The 24309-nt window shown below is 46.0% G+C and carries 24 protein-coding genes and 1 tRNA gene; 8 read left to right on the top strand and 17 right to left on the bottom strand.

Annotated features, from left to right (window positions below; translation table 11 throughout):
• The first annotated feature begins 457 nt into the window (after positions 1 to 457).
• The 7 genes from UL82_RS00615 (at position 458) to UL82_RS00585 (ending at position 5702) form a co-directional block, all read left to right on the top strand.
• Positions 458 to 760: an urease subunit gamma gene (locus UL82_RS00615; RefSeq protein ID WP_046438393.1), complete on the top strand. Its 303-nt coding sequence runs from the start codon at positions 458 to 460 to the stop codon at positions 758 to 760.
• Between the two features lie 28 nt (positions 761 to 788).
• A complete protein-coding gene (locus UL82_RS00610) occupies positions 789 to 1100 on the top strand; it encodes an urease subunit beta (RefSeq protein ID WP_046438392.1) in 312 nt (103 codons plus the stop codon).
• A 61-nt stretch (positions 1101 to 1161) separates the two neighbouring features.
• On the top strand, positions 1162 to 2871 hold the full coding sequence (gene ureC, locus UL82_RS00605; RefSeq protein WP_046438389.1) for an urease subunit alpha: 1710 nt from the start codon (positions 1162 to 1164) through the stop codon (positions 2869 to 2871).
• Between the two features lie 135 nt (positions 2872 to 3006).
• On the top strand, positions 3007 to 3483 hold the full coding sequence (locus UL82_RS00600; RefSeq protein WP_046438387.1) for an urease accessory protein UreE: 477 nt from the start codon (positions 3007 to 3009) through the stop codon (positions 3481 to 3483).
• Positions 3464 to 4183 carry an urease accessory protein UreF gene (locus tag UL82_RS00595; protein WP_046438386.1) on the top strand — a complete coding sequence of 240 codons (720 nt, stop codon included), beginning with the start codon at positions 3464 to 3466 and terminating at the stop codon, positions 4181 to 4183. Before UL82_RS00600 ends, UL82_RS00595 begins: the two co-directional genes overlap by 20 nt.
• 28 nt (positions 4184 to 4211) lie before the next feature.
• Complete coding sequence (gene ureG, locus UL82_RS00590; RefSeq protein ID WP_046438385.1) at positions 4212 to 4826, top strand: urease accessory protein UreG; 615 nt, start codon at positions 4212 to 4214, stop codon at positions 4824 to 4826.
• Positions 4827 to 5702, top strand: a complete 876-nt coding sequence (locus UL82_RS00585; protein WP_046438383.1) for an urease accessory protein UreD — start codon at positions 4827 to 4829, stop codon at positions 5700 to 5702.
• 149 nt (positions 5703 to 5851) lie between these two features.
• On the opposite strand, the gene UL82_RS00580 is transcribed toward UL82_RS00585, so the two are convergent.
• The 5 genes from UL82_RS00580 to UL82_RS00560 form a co-directional block, all read right to left on the bottom strand.
• A tRNA-Ser gene (locus tag UL82_RS00580) sits at positions 5852 to 5939 on the bottom strand.
• Between the two features lie 38 nt (positions 5940 to 5977).
• Positions 5978 to 6187 (bottom strand): CsbD family protein, encoded by a 210-nt coding sequence (locus UL82_RS00575; protein ID WP_046438381.1) that lies wholly within the window; start codon positions 6185 to 6187, stop codon positions 5978 to 5980.
• A complete protein-coding gene (locus tag UL82_RS00570) occupies positions 6180 to 6392 on the bottom strand; it encodes a hypothetical protein (protein WP_046438380.1) in 213 nt (70 codons plus the stop codon). Before UL82_RS00570 ends, UL82_RS00575 begins: the two co-directional genes overlap by 8 nt.
• 101 nt (positions 6393 to 6493) lie before the next feature.
• Complete coding sequence (locus tag UL82_RS00565; RefSeq protein ID WP_046438378.1) at positions 6494 to 7012, bottom strand: nucleoside deaminase; 519 nt, start codon at positions 7010 to 7012, stop codon at positions 6494 to 6496.
• A complete protein-coding gene (locus tag UL82_RS00560; protein ID WP_046441010.1) occupies positions 6975 to 7442 on the bottom strand; it encodes a tRNA adenosine deaminase-associated protein in 468 nt (155 codons plus the stop codon). The genes UL82_RS00565 and UL82_RS00560 overlap by 38 nt, the downstream gene beginning before the upstream one ends.
• A gap of 37 nt (positions 7443 to 7479) precedes the next feature.
• On the opposite strand from UL82_RS00560, the gene UL82_RS00555 reads away from it, so the two are divergent.
• A complete protein-coding gene (locus tag UL82_RS00555) occupies positions 7480 to 8496 on the top strand; it encodes a prephenate dehydrogenase (RefSeq protein ID WP_046438376.1) in 1017 nt (338 codons plus the stop codon).
• Positions 8497 to 8568: 72 nt separating this feature from the next.
• Here UL82_RS00555 and UL82_RS00550 read toward each other — a convergent pair whose 3' ends face one another.
• The 12 genes from UL82_RS00550 to UL82_RS00495 all read right to left on the bottom strand — a co-directional run bounded on the left by UL82_RS00550 (position 8569) and on the right by UL82_RS00495 (position 23038).
• Positions 8569 to 9366 (bottom strand): ABC transporter ATP-binding protein, encoded by a 798-nt coding sequence (locus UL82_RS00550; RefSeq protein WP_046438374.1) that lies wholly within the window; start codon positions 9364 to 9366, stop codon positions 8569 to 8571.
• On the bottom strand, positions 9363 to 10391 hold the full coding sequence (locus UL82_RS00545; protein WP_046438372.1) for a FecCD family ABC transporter permease: 1029 nt from the start codon (positions 10389 to 10391) through the stop codon (positions 9363 to 9365). Before UL82_RS00545 ends, UL82_RS00550 begins: the two co-directional genes overlap by 4 nt.
• 20 nt (positions 10392 to 10411) lie before the next feature.
• On the bottom strand, positions 10412 to 11503 hold the full coding sequence (locus UL82_RS00540) for an ABC transporter substrate-binding protein (RefSeq protein WP_236685499.1): 1092 nt from the start codon (positions 11501 to 11503) through the stop codon (positions 10412 to 10414).
• Between the two features lie 179 nt (positions 11504 to 11682).
• Complete coding sequence (locus tag UL82_RS00535) at positions 11683 to 12429, bottom strand: Rossmann-like domain-containing protein (RefSeq protein WP_046438370.1); 747 nt, start codon at positions 12427 to 12429, stop codon at positions 11683 to 11685.
• A 339-nt stretch (positions 12430 to 12768) separates the two neighbouring features.
• Positions 12769 to 14922, bottom strand: coding sequence for a YncE family protein (locus UL82_RS00530; RefSeq protein WP_126363931.1), 2154 nt, complete (start codon positions 14920 to 14922; stop codon positions 12769 to 12771).
• 327 nt (positions 14923 to 15249) lie between these two features.
• Positions 15250 to 15879 carry a TetR/AcrR family transcriptional regulator gene (locus UL82_RS00525; protein WP_046438367.1) on the bottom strand — a complete coding sequence of 210 codons (630 nt, stop codon included), beginning with the start codon at positions 15877 to 15879 and terminating at the stop codon, positions 15250 to 15252.
• 62 nt (positions 15880 to 15941) lie between these two features.
• The gene (locus UL82_RS00520; RefSeq protein WP_232009498.1) at positions 15942 to 17318 is read right to left on the bottom strand and encodes an MFS transporter; all 1377 of its coding nucleotides are present in this window, start codon (positions 17316 to 17318) and stop codon (positions 15942 to 15944) included.
• A 90-nt stretch (positions 17319 to 17408) separates the two neighbouring features.
• Positions 17409 to 18464 carry a DMT family transporter gene (locus UL82_RS00515; protein ID WP_046438365.1) on the bottom strand — a complete coding sequence of 352 codons (1056 nt, stop codon included), beginning with the start codon at positions 18462 to 18464 and terminating at the stop codon, positions 17409 to 17411.
• A 92-nt stretch (positions 18465 to 18556) separates the two neighbouring features.
• Entirely contained in the window at positions 18557 to 19690 is a 1134-nt protein-coding gene (locus tag UL82_RS00510; RefSeq protein WP_046438363.1) for a serine/threonine protein kinase, read from the bottom strand.
• 120 nt (positions 19691 to 19810) lie between these two features.
• A complete protein-coding gene (gene arcC / locus UL82_RS00505) occupies positions 19811 to 20770 on the bottom strand; it encodes a carbamate kinase (protein WP_046438362.1) in 960 nt (319 codons plus the stop codon).
• A gap of 1 nt (position 20771) precedes the next feature.
• A complete protein-coding gene (gene argF / locus UL82_RS00500) occupies positions 20772 to 21782 on the bottom strand; it encodes an ornithine carbamoyltransferase (RefSeq protein WP_046438360.1) in 1011 nt (336 codons plus the stop codon).
• A gap of 32 nt (positions 21783 to 21814) precedes the next feature.
• On the bottom strand, positions 21815 to 23038 hold the full coding sequence (locus UL82_RS00495; protein ID WP_046438358.1) for an arginine deiminase: 1224 nt from the start codon (positions 23036 to 23038) through the stop codon (positions 21815 to 21817).
• Positions 23039 to 24309 lie beyond the last annotated feature (1271 nt).

Genomic DNA, 24309 nt, shown 5'->3' with positions numbered 1-24309 from the left:
ACAGTGATTCAGCGTACCGACAAAACCTGTGAAACTTTAAAATCTCCGTTTTATTTATTTTGTTTATTGATCGGCACCACGACCACCAGGAACACATAATCGCTATCACACCAGCAAGAATCACCAATAAAAATATTTTTATCTCCGACAGCGCTAAGCATATGTAATCTCATCGCCTCGAACCGTTGGCACCCGCAAGCTCTGATGACACCATAAATAAACAACTCGTTAAAAAGGACTAATACCAAGACGAAGCCCTGATAACGCTCAATTCTTACCTGATGACTGATCCTAATTAACCAGCAAGTCGACACACGAGGACAACTCACGTACCAGCTTACCTACACAGCGGTAATACAAAATCCATAATGCACCATTAATATTCTAAGAAATTCTAGGTATCCCTGTACGTAGAAGAACGTCTCCCTAATTCAACCTTCCCAAATGGAGGATTCTTATGCATCTCACTCAGCGTGAACAAGATAAGCTCATGATTGTCGTCGCAGCTGATTTGGCACGACGTCGTAAAGAACGCGGTCTCAAACTCAACCATCCAGAGGCAGTCGCATTAATTACTGCTGAACTCATGGAGGGTGCTCGCGATGGCAAATCTGTTGCTCAACTCATGGCTGAAGGCATCACCATTTTAACGCGCGATGATGTTATGGAAGGCGTACCAGAGATGATCGCCGATGTTCAGGTAGAAGCAACTTTCCCAGATGGCACCAAACTAGTCACCGTTCACAAGCCAATTCGCTAACAATATTGCCGTCTTAAGGAGACCCACTATGATCCCTGGTGAATACTTCATTTCTGAGACCACCCCAATCATTATGAATGCCGGCCGCGAAGCCATCACAATTGAGGTAACCAATAAAGGCGATCGACCAGTCCAGGTTGGTTCCCACTTCCACTTTGCAGAGGCTAATTCCGAACTGGAATTTGATCGTCAAGCAGCTATGGGTAAGCGTCTCGATATTCCAGCTGGTACTGCGGTACGACTCGAACCGGGCGATTCTCGCACAGTCAATCTCATTGACTTTGCCGGCACCCGCGAAATCTACGGCTTCAACAATAAAGTCAACGGAAAAATTGACTAGCCGTCTAGACAGCTACCACAACTACAACAGTGCACATTAAAGCCTAGAGGAGCACAGCATCATGTCTTTTGAAATGAGTCGTCGCCAATACGCAGAACTACACGGACCAACCACCGGCGACGGAATCCGCCTAGCCGATACCGACCTCATTGCAGTCGTTGAAAAGGATCTGACCCACTATGGCGATGAGGTTTCTTTCGGCGGCGGAAAAGTTATTCGCGATGGCATGGGACAAAACTCCCGTGTCGACGCAGACCAAGTTCCCGACCTGGTTATCACCAACACCACTATTATTGACTACACCGGCATTTATTCCGCTGATATCGCTGTTAAAGACGGCCGTATTATGAAGATCGGCAAAGCCGGTAACCCCGATATTATGGACAATATCGATATCATTATTGGTGTTGGCACCGAGGTTATCGGCGGCGAAGGCAAGATTGTCACTGCCGGCGCTATTGATACCCATATCCACTTCATCTCCCCTGAGCAGGTCGAGGCAGCTCTAGATAATGGAACCACCACTCTTATTGGTGGTGGCACTGGCCCAGTTGATTCTACTAATGCAACAACCGTAACCGCTGGTGCAAGCAATATCGCTAAGATGATCGAAGCTTCTCGCGATTTTGCCGTCAACGTAGGTTTCCTTGGTAAAGGACACGCCTCCAACCCAGAGCGTTTACGCGAACAAATTCGCGCTGGCGCTATCGGACTTAAGATTCACGAAGACTGGGGTGCTACCGCAAATACCATCGACAACGCGCTTACCGTTGCCGATGAAATGGACGTTCAAGTTGCTATTCACACTGACACCTTGAATGAGGGCGGCTTTGCCGGTAACACCATTGCTGCCTTCAAAGACCGGGTAATCCACACCTTCCACACCGAAGGCGCTGGTGGCGGACATGCCCCAGATATTCTTAAAGTAGCTGGTCTACCTAATGTTTTGCCAGCATCAACCAACCCGACCCTGCCATTTACCGTTAATACGATGGATGAGCATCTTGACATGATCATGGTGTGCCACCACCTCAATGCTGATCTTCCAGAAGATATCGCATTCGCTGATTCACGTATTCGCAAAGAAACAATCGCTGCCGAAGATGTTCTACACGATATGGGTGTCTTGGCTATTACTTCCTCCGACTCTCAGGCTATGGGTCGTGTGGGCGAGGTTGTGCTGCGCACCTGGCAGGTTGCTCACCGGATGAAGCAACAACGGGGCTCACTAGCAGGCGATACTACCAACAACGATAACGAGCGCATCAAGCGCTATATTGCTAAGTACACCATTAACCCAGCTATTGCTTCTGGTGTGGCCGATACGATTGGCTCTGTTGAAGAAGGTAAGCTCGCCGATCTTGTTATTTGGGATCCGGCATACTTCGGTGTAAAGCCAAATATCGTGATTAAGTCTGGCATTATTGCTCGCTCGATTATGGGTGATGCTAATGCTTCTATCCCAACGCCACAGCCTCGTACCATGCGTTATTCCTTTGGCGCTCGTGGTGCTGCTGCTGGTCGTACCTCGGTAACCTTCCTACCGACGGCTGCTTTCGAGGCTGACATACCAGAACAACTTGGTATTGATCGCAAATTTGTCGAAGCAAAGAACATGCGCACAATCTCCAAGGCAGATCTCAAGCACAACAATGCCACCCCAAACATTGAAGTGGATCCAGAAACGTATACGCTCACTGTTGACGGTGAACCTATCACTTCTGAGCCAGCTACCGAGCTTCCAATGGCTCAGCGCTACTTCTTGTTCTAGTGGCTGTATAACGTCACCGGTTTTCCTATCTTGAGTAGCACACCGGAATAAAACAAAGCAGAGCCGATGTACACACTGGCTCCGTCTTAGTGCTGCTTCTTAGTACTGCTTCTAAAAATTAGCGAAAGATTACACGTGATTATTACCGAAATACAAGGAAATATTAATGACCTCCCGCAAGCTGAACGGGACGCATTAGTTATAGACACCATTATCTTTGATAATGAGACCCGGCTTAAGCGTATTCAACGAGTAACCAGTAAAAACGGTGCAGAATATGCTTTGCGCCTAAGTAATGATCTTCGGGAAATAAAAGATGGCGATATCTTTATCAAAGACAATGACACCGTACTAGTAGCCGAAATTGCTGCCACTGATGTTCTCGTAATTACGCCAAAGGATATCCGAGAAGCTTTAGCAGTTGCGCACACACTCGGAAACCGCCATCTACAAGCCCAGTTCTTCGACCAAGACAGTGTCTTTGATAAAGCTGCCATGGTGGTACGTTTCGACCACACTGTAGAGCATTATCTCGAACATGCTGGTGTGGAGTACACCCGAGGCAATCATGTTATGCCAGAAGCATTCCGTCATGCAGAACACAGCCACTAGTATCCGAGCAGAGCTCATCATTTGGCATCTCACTGATTCAGCTCTGCCAACCGGTAGTTTTGCTCATTCGGCAGGACTGGAAACTTTTATCCAGGCCAATGATGTCCATGATCCGGATTCTTACCAGCATTGGCTGCATAGCTATTTACGGCAAGCAAGTTTTACTGAAGCATTAACGGTCCGTTTTGCGGTAGAACTGGTTCAGTCCGATAAAGACTTTGCGACGAAACTACGTCACCTTAACGAACTAGATCAATTAGTTCATGCCTGCCAAACAGCCAAACAAGTGCGCACTTCCATGAACTCTATGGGAAAGCGCATGGCAAAAATAGCTTTAACTATTGCTCCGGATCAACCCATCGTCGAAAAGTATTATCAGGCAATCCTGGCCGAAGAAATGCATGGTAACCCCGCTATTGCTGTAGGCCTTCTTCTAGGTTCAGAAGGTGTATCACCCCGGCAAGCTGTTACTGCTTATCTGATGCAGATGGCTAATTCCATGACCCAGAATGCTATCCGTGCTATCCCGCTCGGCCAAGATGCTGGGCAGCGGGTGTTGGTAAGTGCCTATGAGGTTATTATCCAGGCAGCGCAGCTGACAATGACGCATACGGTAGCGGATCTAGGTGCGGTCGCCCCACGTCTAGAGGTGGCGCAAATGCAGCATGAAACCTTGCGTAGCCGTATGTTCATGTCCTAACAATCAACCACATGAGGAAAAGAGAAAAATGAGTGTTATTAAAATTGGTGTCGGCGGACCAGTTGGTTCCGGCAAGACCGCATTAATCGAGCGCATTACCCGTGCACTCGACGGCGAAATCTCCATGGCGGCAATCACCAACGATATTTACACCACTGAGGATGCAAAGATCCTTGCTAAAGAAGGTCTCTTGCCCGAAGATCGCATTATTGGTGTCGAAACCGGTGGTTGTCCGCACACCGCCATTCGGGAAGATACCTCAATGAATGATGCTGCCTTTGATGAACTAGTCAAGCGCCATCCTGACCTTGAGTTGGTATTTGTGGAATCAGGCGGCGATAATCTCTCAGCAACTTTTAGTCCAGAGCTAGTAGATTTTTCCATCTACATTATCGATGTTGCCCAAGGCGAGAAGATCCCGCGCAAGGCTGGTCAGGGCATGATTAAGTCTGATCTCTTTGTCATTAATAAAACAGATCTTGCCCCTCATGTGGGCGCAGATCTACGCGTTATGGAAGAAGACTCTAAGGTTTTCCGGGGTAATAAACCTTTTGTACTGACAAATCTTAAAACCGATGAGGGGCTAGATAAGGTTATCAACTGGATCCGTCACGACGTTTTAATGGTTGATCTGGCGGACTAAATGTGGGATCTCGATAAAGGCACTTTTGAGCATAATCCTCCGCATGAGGAAATGGGTGTGCTCGAATTAGGAATTGGTATGAGCGGCAATAAATCAGTCGCTACAACCCAATACCATACCCGAGCGTTGAAAATTCTTCGCCCGCATTACCTCGATGATTCTGGACAGGTGTATTACACCATCGTTAATCCCGGTGGCGGGTATGTTGGCGGCGATGCATATCGCATCCAGCTTGCTGTTGAATCTGGAGCATCAATGCTATTGACAGATCAATCAGCCACTAAGGTGTATCGAACTCCAGGGGACTTTGTTGTCCAAAATGTTGATATTCATGTTGCTGCGGATGCGGTTTTAGAATATATCCCGGATCAACTCATCCTGTACCGTGATGCAGATTTCCGTCAGCATATTACGGCACAGGTACACCCACAGGGCTCTCTCTTTATTTCCGACATCATTACTCCAGGCTGGTCTCCGGAAGGGGAAAATTTCTTATATCACCAAGCCCATATTCGTTCTGTAATCCACAGAGACAAAGAACTTGTGCTGGTAGATAACCTACGGATTAATCCATTGGAGATAGAATTTTCCCAAGATTCTAGTGTATTTATGGGCGGGAAAACTCATATTGCCACCGCAATTTGTTTTGACCCTAACATTAATTCTGAGATTATTGACACCGTTCGAGGTTATCTAACTGAATATTTAACCAAGAACTCAAGTGTCATTGCAGCAATTTCGGAATGCGATAAACCAGGATTTCTCTTCCGGGCACTCGGGAATCGTACTGAAGAATTACTAGAGATGATCCTTGCTATTGCCCAGATAGTACGAGCTACCCGCGGTCAAGGTGCTATTCATTTGCGTCAATATTAACGGTGCATATCAGGTGCGGTGAACAATAAACATATCCACAATATGCTGCATGCTATCGGCATGTATCACAAAAAATATCCGGCCTTCTTCAAACAAACTCACCTATTAAAAGACCCCCTTTGATCATGTAAATCAAAGGGGGTTAGCTGCGGTGGCGGCGGGATTTGAACCCGCGGTTGGGGGTTACCCAACATTCGCTTTCGAGGCGAACACCTTCGGCCGCTCGGACACGCCACCGCAAAACAGCCTAGCAATACGGTGACGCAGCACCAAATTTACTGATCGTCGTCCTTCTTAAAAGAACCAATAACTTTGTTTGCTGCATCCTTGATGGACTCGCCAGCCTTATCTACAGCCTCTTTAACATCGGAAACAACCTGATCTTTTTTGCCCTCATTTTCGAGTTTCTCATTATCAGTTGCCTCACCGATAGCTTCTTTAGCTTTGCCGGCTACATCTTCAAATTTGTTGGAAAGATTACTCATTAGTATCACCTGCCATTTTCTCTTTAGCCTGCTTAATAAGACTCTCGGCCTTATCCTGGACATCATCGGCGCGCTCAACCAAGCCAGACAAGGTCTCGTTATCCGCGACTTTCTCTTTCACCTGGTCAATTACAGCCGAAGCCTTCTCATTGAGGTCGCTAACTTTGTTAACCACCTCGGAAAGTGCATTCTTATTCAGTTCCATACGCATTTCCTTGAAGAAAATTTATTTTTGTTTACATCTTCCATACTACGTAGCAGTTGCGCTTTTTCTTAGCTCTATCCGAAAAAAATTTACCTTATGAACTATTTTCCCAGTTCATAAGCATGTTCACAATTGCGTAACGACGTAAAAAAGTCGCTTAGTAACCGACTGCACTCGTCTTCTAATACCCCGGCGCGCACCTGTGGACGATGCAGTAGGCTTTGGTCTCGTACCACGTCGAAAAGTGAACCGCAGGCCCCGGTTTTGGGCTCATAAGCACCAAAAATAATGCTGCCCATGCGTGCTCCTACTGCGGCACCAGCACACATAGTGCACGGTTCTAGGGTAACCACTAGTTCGCAATCGCTAAGCCGCCAGCTATCCCCTAAGCGTGGTGCTGCTTGCCGGATCGCCATTATTTCAGCGTGTCCTAAAGGATCTTGATCGGCTTCTCGACGATTGACCCCACGGCCAATAATTTCTCCGGAAGGGCTAAAAATTACTGCCCCCACTGGGATATCACCTGGTGGGGTAAAGTGTGCTTGCTCCAACGCGATACGCATACGTTGTTCAGCGCGATATTCACCGAGAGCTTGGGGCAAGTGCTTGCTCAAGCTCATCTTCTACTCCTAGTTCCTCGGCAAGACGCTGTACTTGTTCAGATGCCCACCAATCGGTTTCATCGCAAATAAGCGCCATAATCTGCCCACTCAAACCAATATCTGCGAGGATATCGAAATCGCCTTCTGCCCACGGGTCTTCCCCTGCTTCGGGGATCTCTACATCTAGTTCTTCGAGAATGCTGGCGGCAAAATCATCTTCGGAGGCGGCAGAGGCGTCGGAAAGCAAATACTTCACCTTGGTAGGTGTCGGGCGCACAACAACAAAATAATCATCTTCTACACATAAAAGAGCAAAGGAGGCACCTTCAGCGCGTAGATTACGAACGGCGCGCACAGATGTCTGAAGATCCGAATAATCATCATCAAAGGTGTGCACCTGCCAGGTGGAGTCGGTGCGCGTGATGGTCACAGCAAAGTTGTGCTTCATAGTGCTAACCGTAGTCGGGATATGCGACACTGAAAAGGTGACTACGCTTCCATTTACACGCCCCGTATGCATTATTGGACTCGGACTCATTGGCGGTTCGCTACTTCGCTCACTGGTGAGCAAACAGGTACCAGCGTATGGCTTTAACCGCTCACCTTCAGGAACACGCGCCGGTGTCAAAGAAGGTTTCGATATTAGCTCCGATCTTGAAGCCACCTTAAAGCGCGCTGAAAGTGATAACGCCCTCATTGTTTTAGCTACCCCCATGCCGGCTATTAATACCCTTTTGGGGGCACTAGCAACGTATGCCCCGCACTGTGGTTTCACTGATGTGGTGAGCGTAAAAAGTGAGGTATATGCAATGGTGCGTGCACATGGATTAGTAGATAAATATGTTGGTGGGCACCCCATGGCTGGGACTGCACAAAGCGGTTGGGGTGCTAGTATCGATGGACTTTTCCAATCAGCAGCCTGGGTAGTTACCTTCGATCATGCTGTTGACCATACTCCGAGTACTCAGTGGTTAGAGTTATGGCGTGATGTCGCTGCGATGGCATCAACTGTTGGTGCTGAAGTTATTCCCTGCCGAGTCGCCCAACACGATGCCGCGGTAGCACGAATCTCGCACCTACCGCATGTACTCGCAGAAACCTTAGCAATTGTCGGTGATAATGGCGGCGCACTTTCGTTATCCTTAGCCGCAGGTAGTTTTCGTGATGGCACCCGGGTTGCTGGTACTGCGCCTTCCCTCGTGCGAGCCATGTGTGAAACCAATGCACCAGCACTTCTTAACGCTGTAGACGAAGCCATTAGTATTTTGGAAGATACCCGTGCTCATTTGACCGGGTCGAAACCAAATATCGAAGAACTCGTTGATTCTGGTTATCGCTCTCGTATCCGCTTCGAGGCACGTTCAGGAATGCACTCTAGTGAATCGGTAAGCCCACTAAAGATCTCAAGTCGGCCGGTCTTTCGCGTCCATCCCGGTGCACCTGGGTGGGTAAACCAGCTTATTCAGGCAGAAAATCTTGGTGCTCGGATTGAGGTTTTTTAGCTACAAAAAATGCTTTCCTAACCAAAGCCAGGAAAATACCTGCTTTGGTTAGAGCATGATAAAGCGCGTTAGTTAAGAGCCTATAAGGCCTATTGGTGCAACCACTTTTAGTGTTTTCACCCCGGAATTAATCTGTGCTACTGCAATTTCAACATCAAATAACTTGGATAAGGTTTTTTCAGTAAGCAGTGTTTTTGTTTCCCCAAATCGGATACTGTGGTCTTTGCCAATCAGTATCGTCTTGTCAGAAATGCGTAGTGCGTGCGAGGGATAATGTGTATTCATCACCACCATTAAACCGCTATCGGCAAGGTGTCGTAGTAACTCTAAAACTATTAGTTGATTACGAAAATCAAGTCCTGTTTCCGGCTCATCGAGTACTAGTACCTGTGGGTTTGTAACTAGTGCTCGGGCAATGAGAACCATTTGGAACTGTCCCCCAGACATTTGCCCACAGGGTAGGTTTGCTAAGCCGGTTGCCCCGACGCGTTCTAAAGCTTGCCAGGCAAGGTTGCGTTCCTGTTTGCCCGGTTGGGCAAAGGTACCAAGTTTTGGTGCGAGACCAAGTTCTACCATTTCTATGCCGCTCAACGATAAGGGCGCGGCGGATTTTGCTTGCGGTACATAAGAAATTGCGCACCCAATTTCGCGTATGGAGAGATTTTTCAAGGCAATCCCATGAAGAAACGTCTCTCCTTTAGTCCATTGGTGTAACCCAATCATTGCTTTTAACAGGGTGGTTTTTCCAGCACCATTGGGTCCAAGGATGGCTAATAGTTCACCTGATAAAAGCTGAAAATTGACATTGTTAAGAATTGACCTAGCAGTACCGGGATAACAAAACTCACCTGCTTTTACTGCAAGGCTCATCGCCATCGACCTCCACTGCTGCGTAGTAGCGAAATGAAAAATGGTGCTCCCACAAGGGCGGTTAATACTGAAATAGGGATCTCAGAAGCGGAGACTGTTCGTGCCAAAGTATCAATGATCACCATAAAACAACTCCCCAATAGCATTGAGGTAGGGATGACCACCTTGGAGTTGTTGCCAACGAGCATGCGCGCACAATGTGGTACCAAAAGTCCGATCCAGCCCACCTGCCCACACATAGAGACCACAGACGCGGTGATAAGGGTTGCCGCTCCAATGATAAGCGGCCGTAATATTTTTACATTGACTCCGGTTGCTCGAATTTCATCTTCAGATAAAGAAAGAATGTTGAGCCGCCACCGCAATAAATAAATCACTATTAAACCAATTACTACTCCTGGTATGCCTAATGCGATTGCACTAAATTGCACACCAGCTAAGGATCCCATGAGCCAATAGGTGATTTCGGGAAGTTTGCTGGTTGGATCAGCAACCAATTTTAAAATTGAAATGATTGCATTTGCCACTGCTGACATAACTACACCAGCAAGAATCAACATAACTATCGACGTTTGACCTTGTGTTTTAGCAATTATCATGGCCACATATACCGTAATGAGCCCGCAGATAAGTGCCAAAAGTTGCACGCCGATTATATTCCAATCGAGCATAAGCCCAATCACAGCCCCAACGCAGGTTCCCGCTGCTACCCCCAGGGTATCGGGGGTAGCTAGTGGATTTGAAAACAATGATTGGAAAGCTGATCCGGCAACTGCTAGTCCGCAACCAACAAAGAGTGCCAACACGATTCTTGGTAATCGAGTTGTCATAACAATGGATCTATTTGTTGGATCGCTCACCGCATTATGAAAAATCTCGTTGCGCAGTACCTCAATAACTGTTGTCGGTGCGATTGGGTATCGTCCTAGTACTAGTGCTAGACAAGATACCCCGATAACCACAGCAATAAGGGTAAGCACAAACCAGCCTCGCAGTTTATCACCACGAGTTAACTGAACCATCATGAATTTTCTCTTCAGCTCACTTATGCGTCTGGATCAAGAATCCGCGTAATCTCAGCGTCGCTAAGCTCCCAACCATAGTTAAGCTTGTAGTGATCTTTGGTTAGTTTTGCTAAATCTAGATCGCTAAATTGTTCTGGATATAGTTTTTCTCCCAACCAAGCTGCTACCAGTGGAGCATCTGGCGAGGGGGTAAACCAGTTCCACATCCCAAGTTCGGTAGTAAAGACTTGCTTGTCTTTGACTGCTCGCAGATTACTGAGATCCATTCCCTCAATCTGGTTACCCAGGATTTCTGCTGCCGTCATGCTAGACATGCCTCTACCAGTAACCAAGATAACGTCTGGATCCCAAGCAGTAATCTGTTCAAGATTCGCCTGAACCGCTGATTGATCCGTACCAGCACTAACATTGTGGAAATTCATTCGATCAGCCCACGACTCGGTGAACCAACCAGCCCTGCCACCAGCAACACGTAATGTTCCTTGACCAGCCCCCATGACAACAAGAACTTTCTTTTGCGCAGCGGGATCAACTTTATTTACTCGTGTTGTCACATCGTCGATAATTTTGCTCCCGGCAGCTACCTTATCTTTGGTTTTCCCTGGGGTTCCATAGACCTCTTCTAGCAATTCAAACCATTCGACATAGGTTTCAGTAGGTGCCCCAACAGTTTTAAACCCAACCCTGGTTAGCCCACCGGAATCAATAATCGTTGAGTTCTTTTCATTGAATGCATTATTAAAAACAACATCTGGGTGTAATGCTGCTAATGATTCCGCACTGGGGACACCTTTATCATCAAAAGACGTATCAACTTTCAACGCCTCAGGTACTTTTTGCATCACAATGGTTTGATCCATCTGGTTAATCAGGTGTGCACTTGCCCCAACCAATCCAGGTGCTTGTCCATCATGAAAAGCTAAAAAGGTAGACATTAATGGAATCTGTTCAAAAACTACCCGATTAATTTCACCGGGCACCATTGTTTCATGCCCATTATGATCGCTAACCAGGTGTGGTTCGTGGGTGGTTGCGTTTGCTTGAGTAGTAGCAGATTGTTCGCTAGCTTGATCCGATTGCGAACTACACCCAACAATCAGCGACGTAGCCATAAAAATAGCTACCGAACTTTTAATGAAAGGCCTTGATTTTCGCATTTCTTTTCCTTCTTGAATATTTTTTATCTGCACCAAGACATAGTTGACGACACAATGAAACTCTTAACCAGATTTTAAGTAGTCTTTAACCGCTGTCGTGCTGGTGCTATACCGCCGTGTATGGCATATTCGGCTTATGCCGATAATTTGACTCGTCGGCCATGCCAGGTGCCATGTGCAATAAATAAGTCCAAACCGTTAGCTTCCGGTTCCGGTTCTGGCGTTGAGGAAAACCCTAAAAGGTCATTAACGCCATATTCCAAAAGAAATGGCGCACACGATGCCGAAGGGCCGACTACAACAGTGAATGCATCTTTACTGAGTTCTAATAACCGAGGCATGGTTTTGTTAACGAATGCCGAACCGGTAATAAATACGTAGTCGCATTCTGGAAGCAGGTATTCACTTGCTGAATCGGGGTAATCACCAGGACGTAGATTACGTTCAAAAATCTTTATCTCACCAGCACCAGCTAGTGCCCGATAGGCGAAAGGAAAGTGTCCTACGATTCCCACTGTCTTCCCGGCAACTAATTCAGCATAGGGATTGAATAGTTCTCCAAAGGATGTGGATTCCATTAGCTCAAATCCATTTTCTACTACCCGGTGCCGTGCACCCCACCAAGCATTAATCGCTGCCATACCAAAGGCAGCTTCAGTAAAATTCCATGATTTAGCTAGTTGTGCTACGTCTTTAAGCGGCCGACCCACCATCTCCTCTGCCGTCAATGTTGCTGGACGTGAATCTGAAGGCAATAAGAAAGCGCGACCTACACTTGACTCTGAACTGACTACTTCTGCAACCGGTTCCGCCGTCTTGGTTGATACCACCTGAACCTTTGGATCAATATCAGCAATCAGTCGATCATAAATTTCCCACATATATTTCCTCCACTGCTTAACTAATTCAGCTTTTCAAAAACTGCATCACTCAAGTATCAAAAAAGATTTTTGGCTAACCACAGCAAGATCATTAATATGCAAAACACATGAACTTATTAGGTTAATCTAACCTAGATTAGTCGTCATGAAGGACTAGGGTCAATCTTTTGATTGGCATCTAACCATCTAAGGCATCATTGATACACCCCATATTGATGGGCTGTGATACTAAAAGTAAAAAGTTGGATCCGATAAAGAATCCAGCTTTATATACACATGGGGTCAAAATAGCTTCTCACATCACGCTTTTTGCCCTTGCATAATGGCTACACATGAGCACTATATTTTATTTTTCAGGGAAAATAATCTCAGAACACCTGCCCCACCAAGCATACAAGCCATGGCTAGCATAATAAGAGGCACTAGTGACACACCGGTACGAGCAAGTTCCCTACTCTGGGGATCTTTCTTCTGAGCCATAGTTTGCTCGGTGGGTGCTACCTTTTGTTCTGACACCTGGGTAGATGGTTTGTGCTCTGGCTGCGCAACTGGTGCTGGTGTTGCTTTTTCTGCCCCTAGTGCAGAAGAACCAGACGAGGCACTACCCAAAAGAGGTAGCAAAATCGGAAGTGGAATGGGTACAAATGGCGGGAAGTTCGATTCTTCTTCCGAATCAGGAGACGTTGCTGGTCGTCGGAAAGCAACGCGAACCTCAGCTGGTGGTTTCTTTGGATCCAGGGAAGCACCGGTGCTAAACCACCATGCCTTCATTGATTCAGGAATGATATCCACAAACTCCTGTGGCCAGGATTTATTAGCATATTCTGGCCTACCGGTCACCGATACGGTCTCCCCTTGATTTTCGCCCATAAAGGTTCCAGCGGCAAAGTTGGCCACAGTAACCCGCTTATATTCGCTCTGGTTATTCTGAGGGTCGACGGTAGATACATCCATTGTTACACTGCCAGAACCATCTTTATGCATTGTAAGCAGCGGATTGCCCATCAAGAAGCGAATCGACGGTACCAATCCCGCATAGGGGCGCAGGGAAAACCCTCCCGACCAACCAATTTGAGTTGTTCCATTTTCTAGATTTAACCAACCGGTTCCCTCACTAAAGGTAAAGGTATGGTTGATTTCATCTACCTTTACTGTATTGCCTAGACCGACTTGTTCCCACCCTTGGGCATACTCAGAAACACCCCAGGTAAAAGTGGCCTCGCTCAAAGCTATAGCGGTCTCACTTGGCTTTTCGACGCTTAACGCATCTGGCCCTTGCCAAGGGCTACCGTTATTAATTGGTGGCGTATGTGAATCGGTGTCATCCTGACCGGGTGCTGGCTGCCGAATAGTTGCTGGCGCAGCGGTACCGCTAAGGGTTAAGGCAGAAAGTCGATTAGTATATGGATGGCTCGCATACAACGTGGTACCCGTAGCATTCAGCGTAATTCCCCAGGTATCTGCAGCAGCGGTACCAGTACCCTTAGTAATATTTTCTGTATTGAAATCTACTTCTTGGGTTACCGTCCAGGTAGCAGGATCAATAAGTTGTACTTTATTGTCAAAGCCTGCTGATGCATAAAGCTCATGGGTGGCCGGGTTGACCAAAAGTTGACGAACGGTATCGCCAAGCAGAATCGGCTCCCCGATATGCTTTCCGGTTGAGGTATTAATGCTGATTAGTTTTGTCCCAGTCCATTTATCGGCGCTACGTGGAGTAACTGCCACATATAGGGTGTACAAGGTGGGATCAAAAGCCAGCATCGAAGTTTGGCCTGTTACTTCTTCGTCATTGTACTTAAAGCTTGATACTGGGATTGCTACATCGCTTTTCCAGGTTTTAGTTTGAGTATCAAAGGCGGTAATGATCGACTTATTACCCTCGGCAATCCACAAAAATTTGCTCTCCGAGTCGTACACCGCATCTTTAAGGCGAGGATATTTCTCATGAGAAATCTTAACCGGCTCACTGACAGTTTCTGATTCCGGGTCGACCTCAATGATCTCTTTGCTCCACACGTACACATTGCCGGTATCTGAGTTCAAAGCAATACCTGCTGCCCATTTAGGCATGCCAGTTATTGTTTTGAGCACGGTATTCGTCGAAAGTTGAATAACGCTTAATGCTTCCGTGCGATAGTGCAGGATATATAACCGATCACGGGCTTCGTCAATAGCAATATGCTCTGGCTGCGCATGATCTAGTGGAACCGATTTCTCATTAACGGTATTGGTTGTCACATCAAACCAGTTAAACGCACCAGTTTTATCTGTTGCATTATCTTCGAGCACAATAATTCGATCACGGGCAGCGTCATAAACAATATTGCGCGAGGTAACACCAATATTTGAATATATAGTGTCGTACCTAAGCGAGCGAGTATCTGCAGCCTGTACTGGACTACAGAGCATGAATACCAACATTAATGTGGCAGCAGCTGCAAGAGCCTTAACCATAGAAAGTGTTATCAAATGAACACGTAGCTTCATCATTATCCTTGTGAAAAGCTTGCGCTTATCCAGCAGCTCAACACAATTCCACCAATGAATAAGGCAAGGCAATACTAACTTTGCCCTGTGAGAGTACACCGCAGCTACATGAAAGAACAAAAAAATACCCAGCTCAAAACCACGCTACCCACATTAAAATCCCAGAAATACATATTTCTCTAGGTCAATGAAGATATGGGAGCATTTATCCACATAAAAGCATCCCCCGACACCTACCCTAATAAGGAAACGCTTCTACCAGCGAGACGCGCATGCTTTTAGTTACTTGCCTTTCGGCAAGGTTTAGCTTCTATTAACGCATACAACAACTCATAGTCGAGCTGCTACCGCTTTGCCCCCAACTTCTTGTAACCCATTATGCTCATCGTCCGATTTAAAATTCAAAACTTGAATAAGCAAGTTCATGGCAGTTTCTCGAATATCGCGCCCTTCAGAAATAGCAGCAACCGCAGCACCGTCAACAATACCAATAACTACCTGTGCCGGAATGTCTACCCCAATATGCTCAATAACCTTTTCCAAGGCAGCATCAAGCTCAATCCGTCCGGCTCGATAAGCCTTCTTCACCACATTAGAGGTACCCACAGCAATAAGCTGCCGATAGTGGTTATCCAACGGAATATCTTTAGGCAAACAAGCACGAATCAGGATTTCCGCAGCCTCTCGCTCATTTTCCGGAGGCTCTTTTTCAACGATGCCATTCCAAGTGTGCCGAACACGTTGAACCCACGACTGTATGTTTAACCGAGCAGCCTCTTCTAATAATTCATCGAGACCAGAAAAGTAGTATGTCGTAGCTGAAAGAGAAACCCCTGCCCGGGAAGCAACACTGCGATGTGTGACAGAACCCGGCCCTGACTCACGCAGGAGCAGAGCCGTAGCCTCAATGATTTTTTGCCGTTTCCGTCTTCCCCGAGTTTGATAGGCATCATCAAACATGCTTTCACCTCACCATCGGGTATTGGAAAACTTACCCCGATGTAGTGTAGCACATGCGCGGTTTATGCTTCTGTTTTCCTTTGCAACAAACTTATTTTCTCAGCCAAATCTTCACTGCCCTCGAACTCCACCGGAGTGGGTGCAAAAATCATAGCTATCATCGCCAACAGGGCAATTCCTACTAAATACCATGCAGGTGCAAGAGCATTTCCTGTTGCACCAATAAGCCACGTAGCCACAAAAGGCGCAGTTCCACCCAATAATGCATTGGCCATATTAAATGACAACGCAAAACCGGAATATCGCACCTCGGTTGGGAAAGATTCAGAAAGAAACGTCGGTAAGGTTGAATCATTCATCGTCAAAATAAGAACAAGCAACATTTCTACACCGACTACCGTCCAGAAACTACTCGTTTCCAAACAAGCAAAAAGTGGCACTGTCAGCACAATAAACAAACCACATGCGACGAAAAGCATGATTTTACGACCATACTTATCTGATAGATGTCCCATTATGAATATGAAGAAGACATACCCAAGCAAGACAATCGACGACGCTAAATTAGATTTCCCACTATCAAATCCCGCTGTTTCGGTCAGATAGGTGGGCATGTATGCCAGTAATACATAAAATGCAACCGCATTCAAAGAGGCCACACCAAAGGCGATTATTACTGTCCGCCAGTGATTCTTATATAAAACTCGAAATGGATTTTTTGTTTTCCGAGTTACTTTTTGGCTAGCTTTCTGAGTCATCGCCACATATGCTGGCGAATCTTCCAAATGAATCCGAATATAGCGTCCCACCAAACCTAATGGTCCGGCAACAAGAAATGGTAGCCGCCAACCCGAAGATTCTAAGCTGTCTGGAGTAAAAAATGAATATAACCCAGTAGCAGTAATTGATCCCAGCAAAAGTCCAGTTGCAGTCGAAGCAGGAACTAATGAGGTATAAATACCCCGATGTTTCGCGCTACAGTACTCTGCCAGAAAAACCGATGCACCAGCATATTCGCCAGAAGCCGAGAATCCTTGTATTGTTCGCAAAGTCAATAATAGAATTGGCGCCAGATACCCAATTGTGGCAAATGATGGGATACAACCGATCAAAAAGGTAGCGGTTGACATAAGTAAAATTGACCACGACAATGCCCACCGCCGGCCTCGTCGATCTCCCAGATAACCCCATACCACAGCCCCTATTGGACGCAGGATAAAGGAGAATGCAAAAACCGCAAAGGTTTGTAGCAATGCCAAAGCGGGATCATCGGTCGGGAAAAATACGGCTGCAATAATCGTGGCAAGGTAGCTATAGGAAGCGTAGTCAAACCATTCAACAAAATTACCCAAAAAGCTACCAGCAGCAGCCTTTTTCAAGGCAGAATGATCGATGTCACTGTAATTACTTTTTACACTTATTTCTGAAGGTCGTTCCACAGCACTTACCAGCGTTCCTATCTGCGGGGCTGCTGGTACTGTCCCACTGGATAACACCAGCAGCTTTCCTAATCAACCAGTTATATTTTTCTAACTCACGTTGCTTGAGTCTATGTGAGACGGGTAATCCTCGCTCTGCTTTCGGGTGGAAATAAGAGCAATCACTGGCCCTAAGCCACCGATGATAATGAGCACTCCACCAATGAAACCGAATAAGGAAATTGGTTCATTCCAAAGGAATAGCCCAAGCAGCAAGGCAACCACGCATTCCCAATAAGCAACAGTAGAAAGTTCCACTGCCAAAAGATTCTTACCAGCAACAACAAGGGAACCGATCGCAATAAAGCCACAAACGACGAACAGTACTGCTGCCCATGCCCAGTTCACCGGCTGCATCACAGTAAACGGATTAGTATCATCAATGAATCTCATTCGGAATACCATGACCACTATTGCACCGACTGCACCAAAAATGAAGTTATAAAAACCTCGAACTTCGGAGTCCATATCACTTCGATAGCGATAGAAGAACAACGCCAGTCCATAGAAGATACCAGAGCCAAGGCCAAAAAGATCACCCAAAGCTTTATTTGGCATTTGCGGGTTAGGGGCTAAATCAAGACCGATACGAATGCCCTCGTCCCAACGAATAATGCCAATTGTAAGCAGCATGCCCAAGAACACTAATAAGAGGAAGAAGGTGTTGCGTAAGCTAATCTTCTCTTTAAGGAAAATCCACGCCAATAGTGCAGAAAATATTGGTCCAGTGTAAATAAGGAAGACTGCGTTTGCGATTGAAGTCATCAGTGTCGAAGAAACATACAGTGCTAGTGAAATACCAATGGATAATCCACCGGCGACCACCGCAAAAGACACTCTAGAGTTTCGCAGCTTATCAAGTTTTTTAAGTCCAATAATGACGGCCAACATGCCAAGACATCCGACCATCATGCGTCCAGCAGCCAAGAAATCACCGATGATATAGCTGGAGCCGGTATTAGGATTAATCGGGGTCGATGGCCGGGCAAGTGTACCTACCAAGCCCATTCCAGTTGCGGAAATGAACATGGCGATAAAACCGATTTTTTTTATCCATAGGACTGGCTTTTTCGGTACAGGTGTTACCGAGGTGCTAGTACTAGCCATTGAGAGTCACGCTCACTATTTTTTAAGAGATATAGCTAAAAAACGGAGGGAGAGCTTCATAATGAAGCTACTCCCTCCTAGGCGAAGATTACCTAGACGAGAGTAACGTCGTTAGGAATCTGGTTCGGGAAGTAGTCTTCACATCCACCCTCGCGGTACACATCAGCAGTAGCGCAGTGCAAGCCACCACCGAAGGCGTATGCGAAATCACGCATCTCGACTGGGATAACATTGAAGCCCAACTTATCAAGTTGCTCAGCTTGATAGACTTCCGAAGCTTCCACAACCACTGTCTTATGGTCAATGACCAGGCAGTTCATGGACAACCAGACTGAGGAGTAGCACAGTGCTGGTGGCTCATCGTGTGCTGGCTTTGCAGCATCAACGATCTGCCAATCATTTGCTTCGAAGATCTTGCGTTGCTCGTCTGGGAGTCGGCGATGTGGATTATTAATAATCAAGCCAGGGCGCAGCGGAACAAACGTTGCATCAATGTGGATTGGATATGGATCTCCTGGGAAGTTCACAGCGTGAACGCGGTGCTCTGGGTAGTAACGCTTGAACCATTCCATGGCTTTACGGTTGGTTGTTAGACCATGCTGAATGAAGAGGTCTTTGCCCAAACGCATCACATCGGCAGCATCCCACATAGGTTCAACTTCCGTCGTAACGAAGTCAAGGTTAGCGGTACGCTCAAGACGTTCTTCCAAAGAGATCTTCTCGTCATAATAATTGTGCTTATAGGAAGCATCTGTTAGACGAGGTCGAGGTGCCTGAGTCCACTTGAAATCTGGATCCTGCTCGAAATATTCATTCATAAGCGGCCAATAAGCAAGATATTCAAAATAACGGCAGCGGAATGAATTGGCAGACGAAAGGATTTCGTTACCCATGGTCAGCAAAATATCACGTGGCGGCATTTGCGTCATACCGGACTTCACTCGGAAATCTGGGGTCTGCATATGCTGATTCCACTGAATAGGAGTTGGCCGATCCACCTTGATACCGAGTCCTTCAAGAACCTTCGCATAATTATCAAGCTGCTCGTTAGCTTTCTCTACCATGTGGGTAGGTCGAGGTCCCCACATGCCCCGCATTTCAGAATCGACAGGCACCTTTTCAGAGGTGGCAGGTTCTTCATCGGGGATTACTGAGAAGTCCGCTTTACCAACGATCACGTGTTTCAGCGGATCGAAATCATTCCATGAATTGACAATCTTTGTCATGGTTCTACCTCTTTCCTGTGTTCTGGTGTCTCCCTCGACACCATGACTGTGACGCTATTGCGTCTTGTTTTCTGCACCTTGTCGCGCAAGGTGAAGTCTTAAAAAGTTTTATGTTGCGATTTATGATGCGCGTGGCAAGGAATTAACGCTGAGAGCGGGACTCATATAAGATCCGCTTGGCGTAATAATTGTTCCTGCTTCGCCTTTCAGGATCTTCTCGGCATCTTCTAACCGGCCGATAGCTGCCACGCCACCAGTAAGTTCAACAAACGTACATGCGGCTTCTACTTTGGGCCCCATTGATCCAGCTGCAAAGCCTTTAGAACGCAATTGGGCAGGAGTTGCCTGACGAATCTCTGTTTGATCTGGGGTTCCATAATTATCAAAAACTGCTGGAACGTCGGTGAGAATCATAAAGAAATCTGCGTCCAGGCTCTCTGCTAAAACAGCACCCGAGCGATCTTTATCAATAACAGCTTCAATACCAACCAGGCGTCCATTTTCATCGCGAGCCACTGGGATACCGCCACCACCAGAGCAAATAACGATGATACCGTTTTCCACCAGTGTCCTAATGACCTTTATTTCAACAATGCGTTGCGGCATTGGTGAGGCAACAACTCGTCGGTAATATTGGCCGTCTTCCTTCATGACCCAACCGCGCTCCTGGCTTAGCTGGCGTGCTTCTTCTTCTGAATACACTGCACCAACAAACTTGGTTGGATTATCAAAGGCTGGATCACTTGCAAGAACCAAAGTCTGGTTCACAATGGAGGCAACCGAACGATGCGGCAGGCGATTCTCCAACGCTTCCAGCATCCAGTAACCGATCATGCCCTGTGTCATTGCACCAATAGAATCGAAAGGATAAGGCACTGTTAAGGTTTCATCGTTTGCCGATTGAAGCGCCAGTATGCCAACTTGAGGCCCATTACCGTGGGTAAGCACAAGATCATGTTCCTCAGCGATCTGACCCAGCGCATCGACGGCCGCAACTACATTGTCAATTTGAGGTTGGGCATCAGCTTTTTGCCCTCGTTGAAGTAACGCATTACCCCCAAGTGCAACCACTATCCGCACGTCATTCCCCCAATCCTTCTCCCAAAGTTGCCACCATAACTGCTTTGATTGTGTGCATCCGGTTTTCTGCTTGATCGAAAACTACTGATGCTTCTGATTCGAAAACTTCATTGGTGACTTCCAGGCCATCCATGCCCGTTTTTTGATAAATATCTTCGCCAACAGTGGTGTTACGATCATGGAATGCTGGTAGACAATGAAGGAACTTGCAATTCGGGTTCGCGGTAGCCGCCATAAGATCCTTATTGACCTGGTACTTCTTTAATAAAGCGATCCGCTCATCCCACACATTTTTCGGCTCTCCCATAGAGACCCACACATCGGCATACAGGAAATCACAACCCTCAACGCCCGCATAAGGGTCATCGGTGATGGTTACTTTGGCACCAGTCGTTTCAGCGAGTCGGTGTGCCTCATCAATAATTGCTTGCTCTGGGAAAAGTTCTTTTGGCCCCACAATGCGAACGTCCATGCCCAGCATTGCCCCAGAAATCAAAAGTGAATTTGCAACATTATTCCGAGCATCACCAACATAGGCAAAAGTAATGTCTTTATAATCTTTGCCGCTGGCTTCATGCATGGTTAATTGATCAGCAAGCATTTGGGTTGGATGCCACTCATCGGTAAGACCATTCCATACCGGCACTCCTGATAGTTCTGCAAGCGTTTCGACGTGATCTTGTTTTTTACCCCGAAATTCGATGCCATCATAGAATCGTCCAAGAACACGAGCCGTATCTGCAACGGATTCTTTATGTCCCATTTGTGATCCGGAAGGATCCAGGTAGGTAACGTGAGCTCCTTGATCAAAGGCGGCAACTTCAAAGGAGCATCGCGTCCGGGTAGAAGTTTTTTCAAAAATCAGGGCAATATTTTTCCCCTCAAGATATTTCTTTTCGGTTTTATTCTTTTTGGCGTCTTTCAGCTTCTTAGAAAGTTCTAGAAGATAAAGCCATTCTTCCGGAGTGAAATCTAGTTCTTTGAGAAAATGCCTTCCCGTTAGCTTTGCCACGGTATATCCTTTCTGTCAATTATCCTTATGCGTTAAATGTCATCTCTTAAAGTTGGGCAGCTCATGCACCGTGGACCACCACGACCACGGCCAAGTTCAGCACCAGGTACTGCAATTACTCGAATTCCCTGCGCTTCGAGATACTCATTGGCTACTGGGTTACGGTCGTAAGAAACAACGACGTTAGGTTCAACCGTGAAAACATTGCATGCGTCATTCCACTGGCCTCTTTCGGCAGCGAAATCATTCTCAGGCGTAGTCAAAATATTGATTGATTTCTTACCCAATGCCTTTGCTAAAACCTTATGCATATCTTCACCAGCATTAGTTTTTGCTGCAATACTTCCATGGCTACCGCGAGTAAGTGTGATCGTAGGAAGCATGCCCAAATGTTTGTACTTTAAGAAAGTATCCTCATTAACCATGGTCATCACGGTATCGAGGTGCATCTGAGCACGTTCTTCCTTCATCAAAATGCCAGTGACCGAAGTTATCTCTTCACAACCGGTCAAAAGTGCTTGTCCTAGCCTCTCAAAACCAGCCGCTGTTGTTCGCTCTGATATACCAACCAAAACCGCACCGTTGCCAATAACTGCAACATCGCCACCTTCAATGGTTGCTGGACCATCTTCTAACCCATGTGACCAGAGAGAGAAATTCGCATCGGCAAATCTTGGATGCCACTGATAAATAGCCTGAACATTAATAGTTTCACGCTGGCGTGCAGGTTTTTGCATAGAATTAACCGATACGCCGTTATATATCCAGCATGAAGTATCCCTGGTGAAGAGATGATTAGGTAAGCAACGCAAAACCATAAAATCATCAGCACTTCGATCAATATATGCAGAAGATAAACAGCCCACTTTTTCAACAAGTTCAGCTTTTGTCATGCCTGCAATAAATAATTCTGCTAGATCTTTGGCGTTTAATGAATCTGCGTATTCACGCATTAATTCAATACCAGTAACGCCATACCACCGCTGTTCAAAGGTTTCTGCACTTACCCACTCGCGGGCTTCCTGCACCTCTAAAGTCTCAGCTAATAACTGATCAAGATATAAAACTTCTACATCTTCTTTTCTTAATGCCTGAGCAAAAGCATCATGTTCAATTTGCCCTTGTTCTGTCCATAAAATGTCATCGAAAAGAAGTTCATCTTTGTTGGTTGGTGTCAGACGATCCATTTCTCGCCCTGGGCGATGAAGAATCACCTGTCGCAGTTTTCCAACTTCCGAAGATACTCGATATTCCACAGCTCACCTCATCTTTGATGTAAAAACTCAAATAGGCACTCACCGTATGTTTTAACTGGTGTCTGAGAATAGGATATACCTAATCGGTACATGTGTACTAGAAAATTGGTACTATTGTACTGTTTTTTAAATCACCTTTAAGAACTGTTGTTTTTAGGTGTAATTCTTACTAACATTATTGTGCTTAATGATAATTCACCAAGCCTGTAAGCAGCATTATTAAGGACGCCCTTAGCCATAAATCTATATTGCTGCACCATAAAAATTCACTTAGGAAATATTAGGTGTGGGAAATAAAATTTGAAGTCAATTTACCTAGACCAGCACTGATCCTGCTTCACATCCCCACAGCAAGAGCATAGCTAGCGTCACATACGCAAAAAGTCCTCTAGTTAATATTTATATTGCACGCAATATAAATACGAATAAGTACTCCGCATCGTTAATGCGTTAACCACAATGAAAAGATAGCCAGGAATCCACCCACTGCTACCCCCAAAGCAGCACAATCAGAGAAAACACTTTGGCTTCAAATGCTCTTATGCTCATTGCATCTTGTAACCACTATGTCCATTGGCCTTCATTCTTTTTATCTGTCCAAATAGTTTCCCGACAACCGGAATGAAAACCAACAAAATCACAAGTGCTATTACAAGTTCCAAAAAAATTCTGTTTAGATGATAAACGCCACCCAAATACCACAAGAAAAAGGAAATCTAACCCCGCCACAACACCTATAAAAACAGAAAATTTGTTGAAAACGCCTCTCTGGTAAGTAGCTTTACTCGCAACTAATAGAAGGGTTATGAAAACCGCTAATCCCAAGAAAACGAGGAACATAATTAGTCGAAACACCCTTCCGCTACAACTTTGGTCCACACATGCTTTTTCCTCTTCTTTTCTGACTATGCCTTGAAATTAGACGAAGAAGTACAATAGTTTCCCTACTTAGGGGAGCCTATTTTTAGATGATGCTCAGGCACAATATAGCGCTTCCAGAAAATATACGTCTCAGCTTAAATAAGCTAAATAACAATCAACTGTTTATCCATCAGATTCCACGGGCATTCATGCCAATACGGCGAACGAAAAATAAATAAAAGGCAAGAAACACAACTCTGCAGTAGTCGCGCTCATACGTAGGCAAATCAACATCGCCTTCACTATGACTACAAATAATGAACACAACCTGAGCAACAACAGGCCACTCAAGGCCAGCACGATTACATAGCTGCGTACAAAACAGGCACAACCAATAAAAGAACGTTAGC

Origin of the sequence: Corynebacterium kutscheri (assembly GCF_000980835.1) — a bacterium.
Classification (GTDB): Bacteria; Actinomycetota; Actinomycetes; order Mycobacteriales; family Mycobacteriaceae; genus Corynebacterium; species Corynebacterium kutscheri.
Note: the sequence above shows the minus strand (reverse complement) of the source record. Positions and strands in the feature narration are given on the sequence as shown.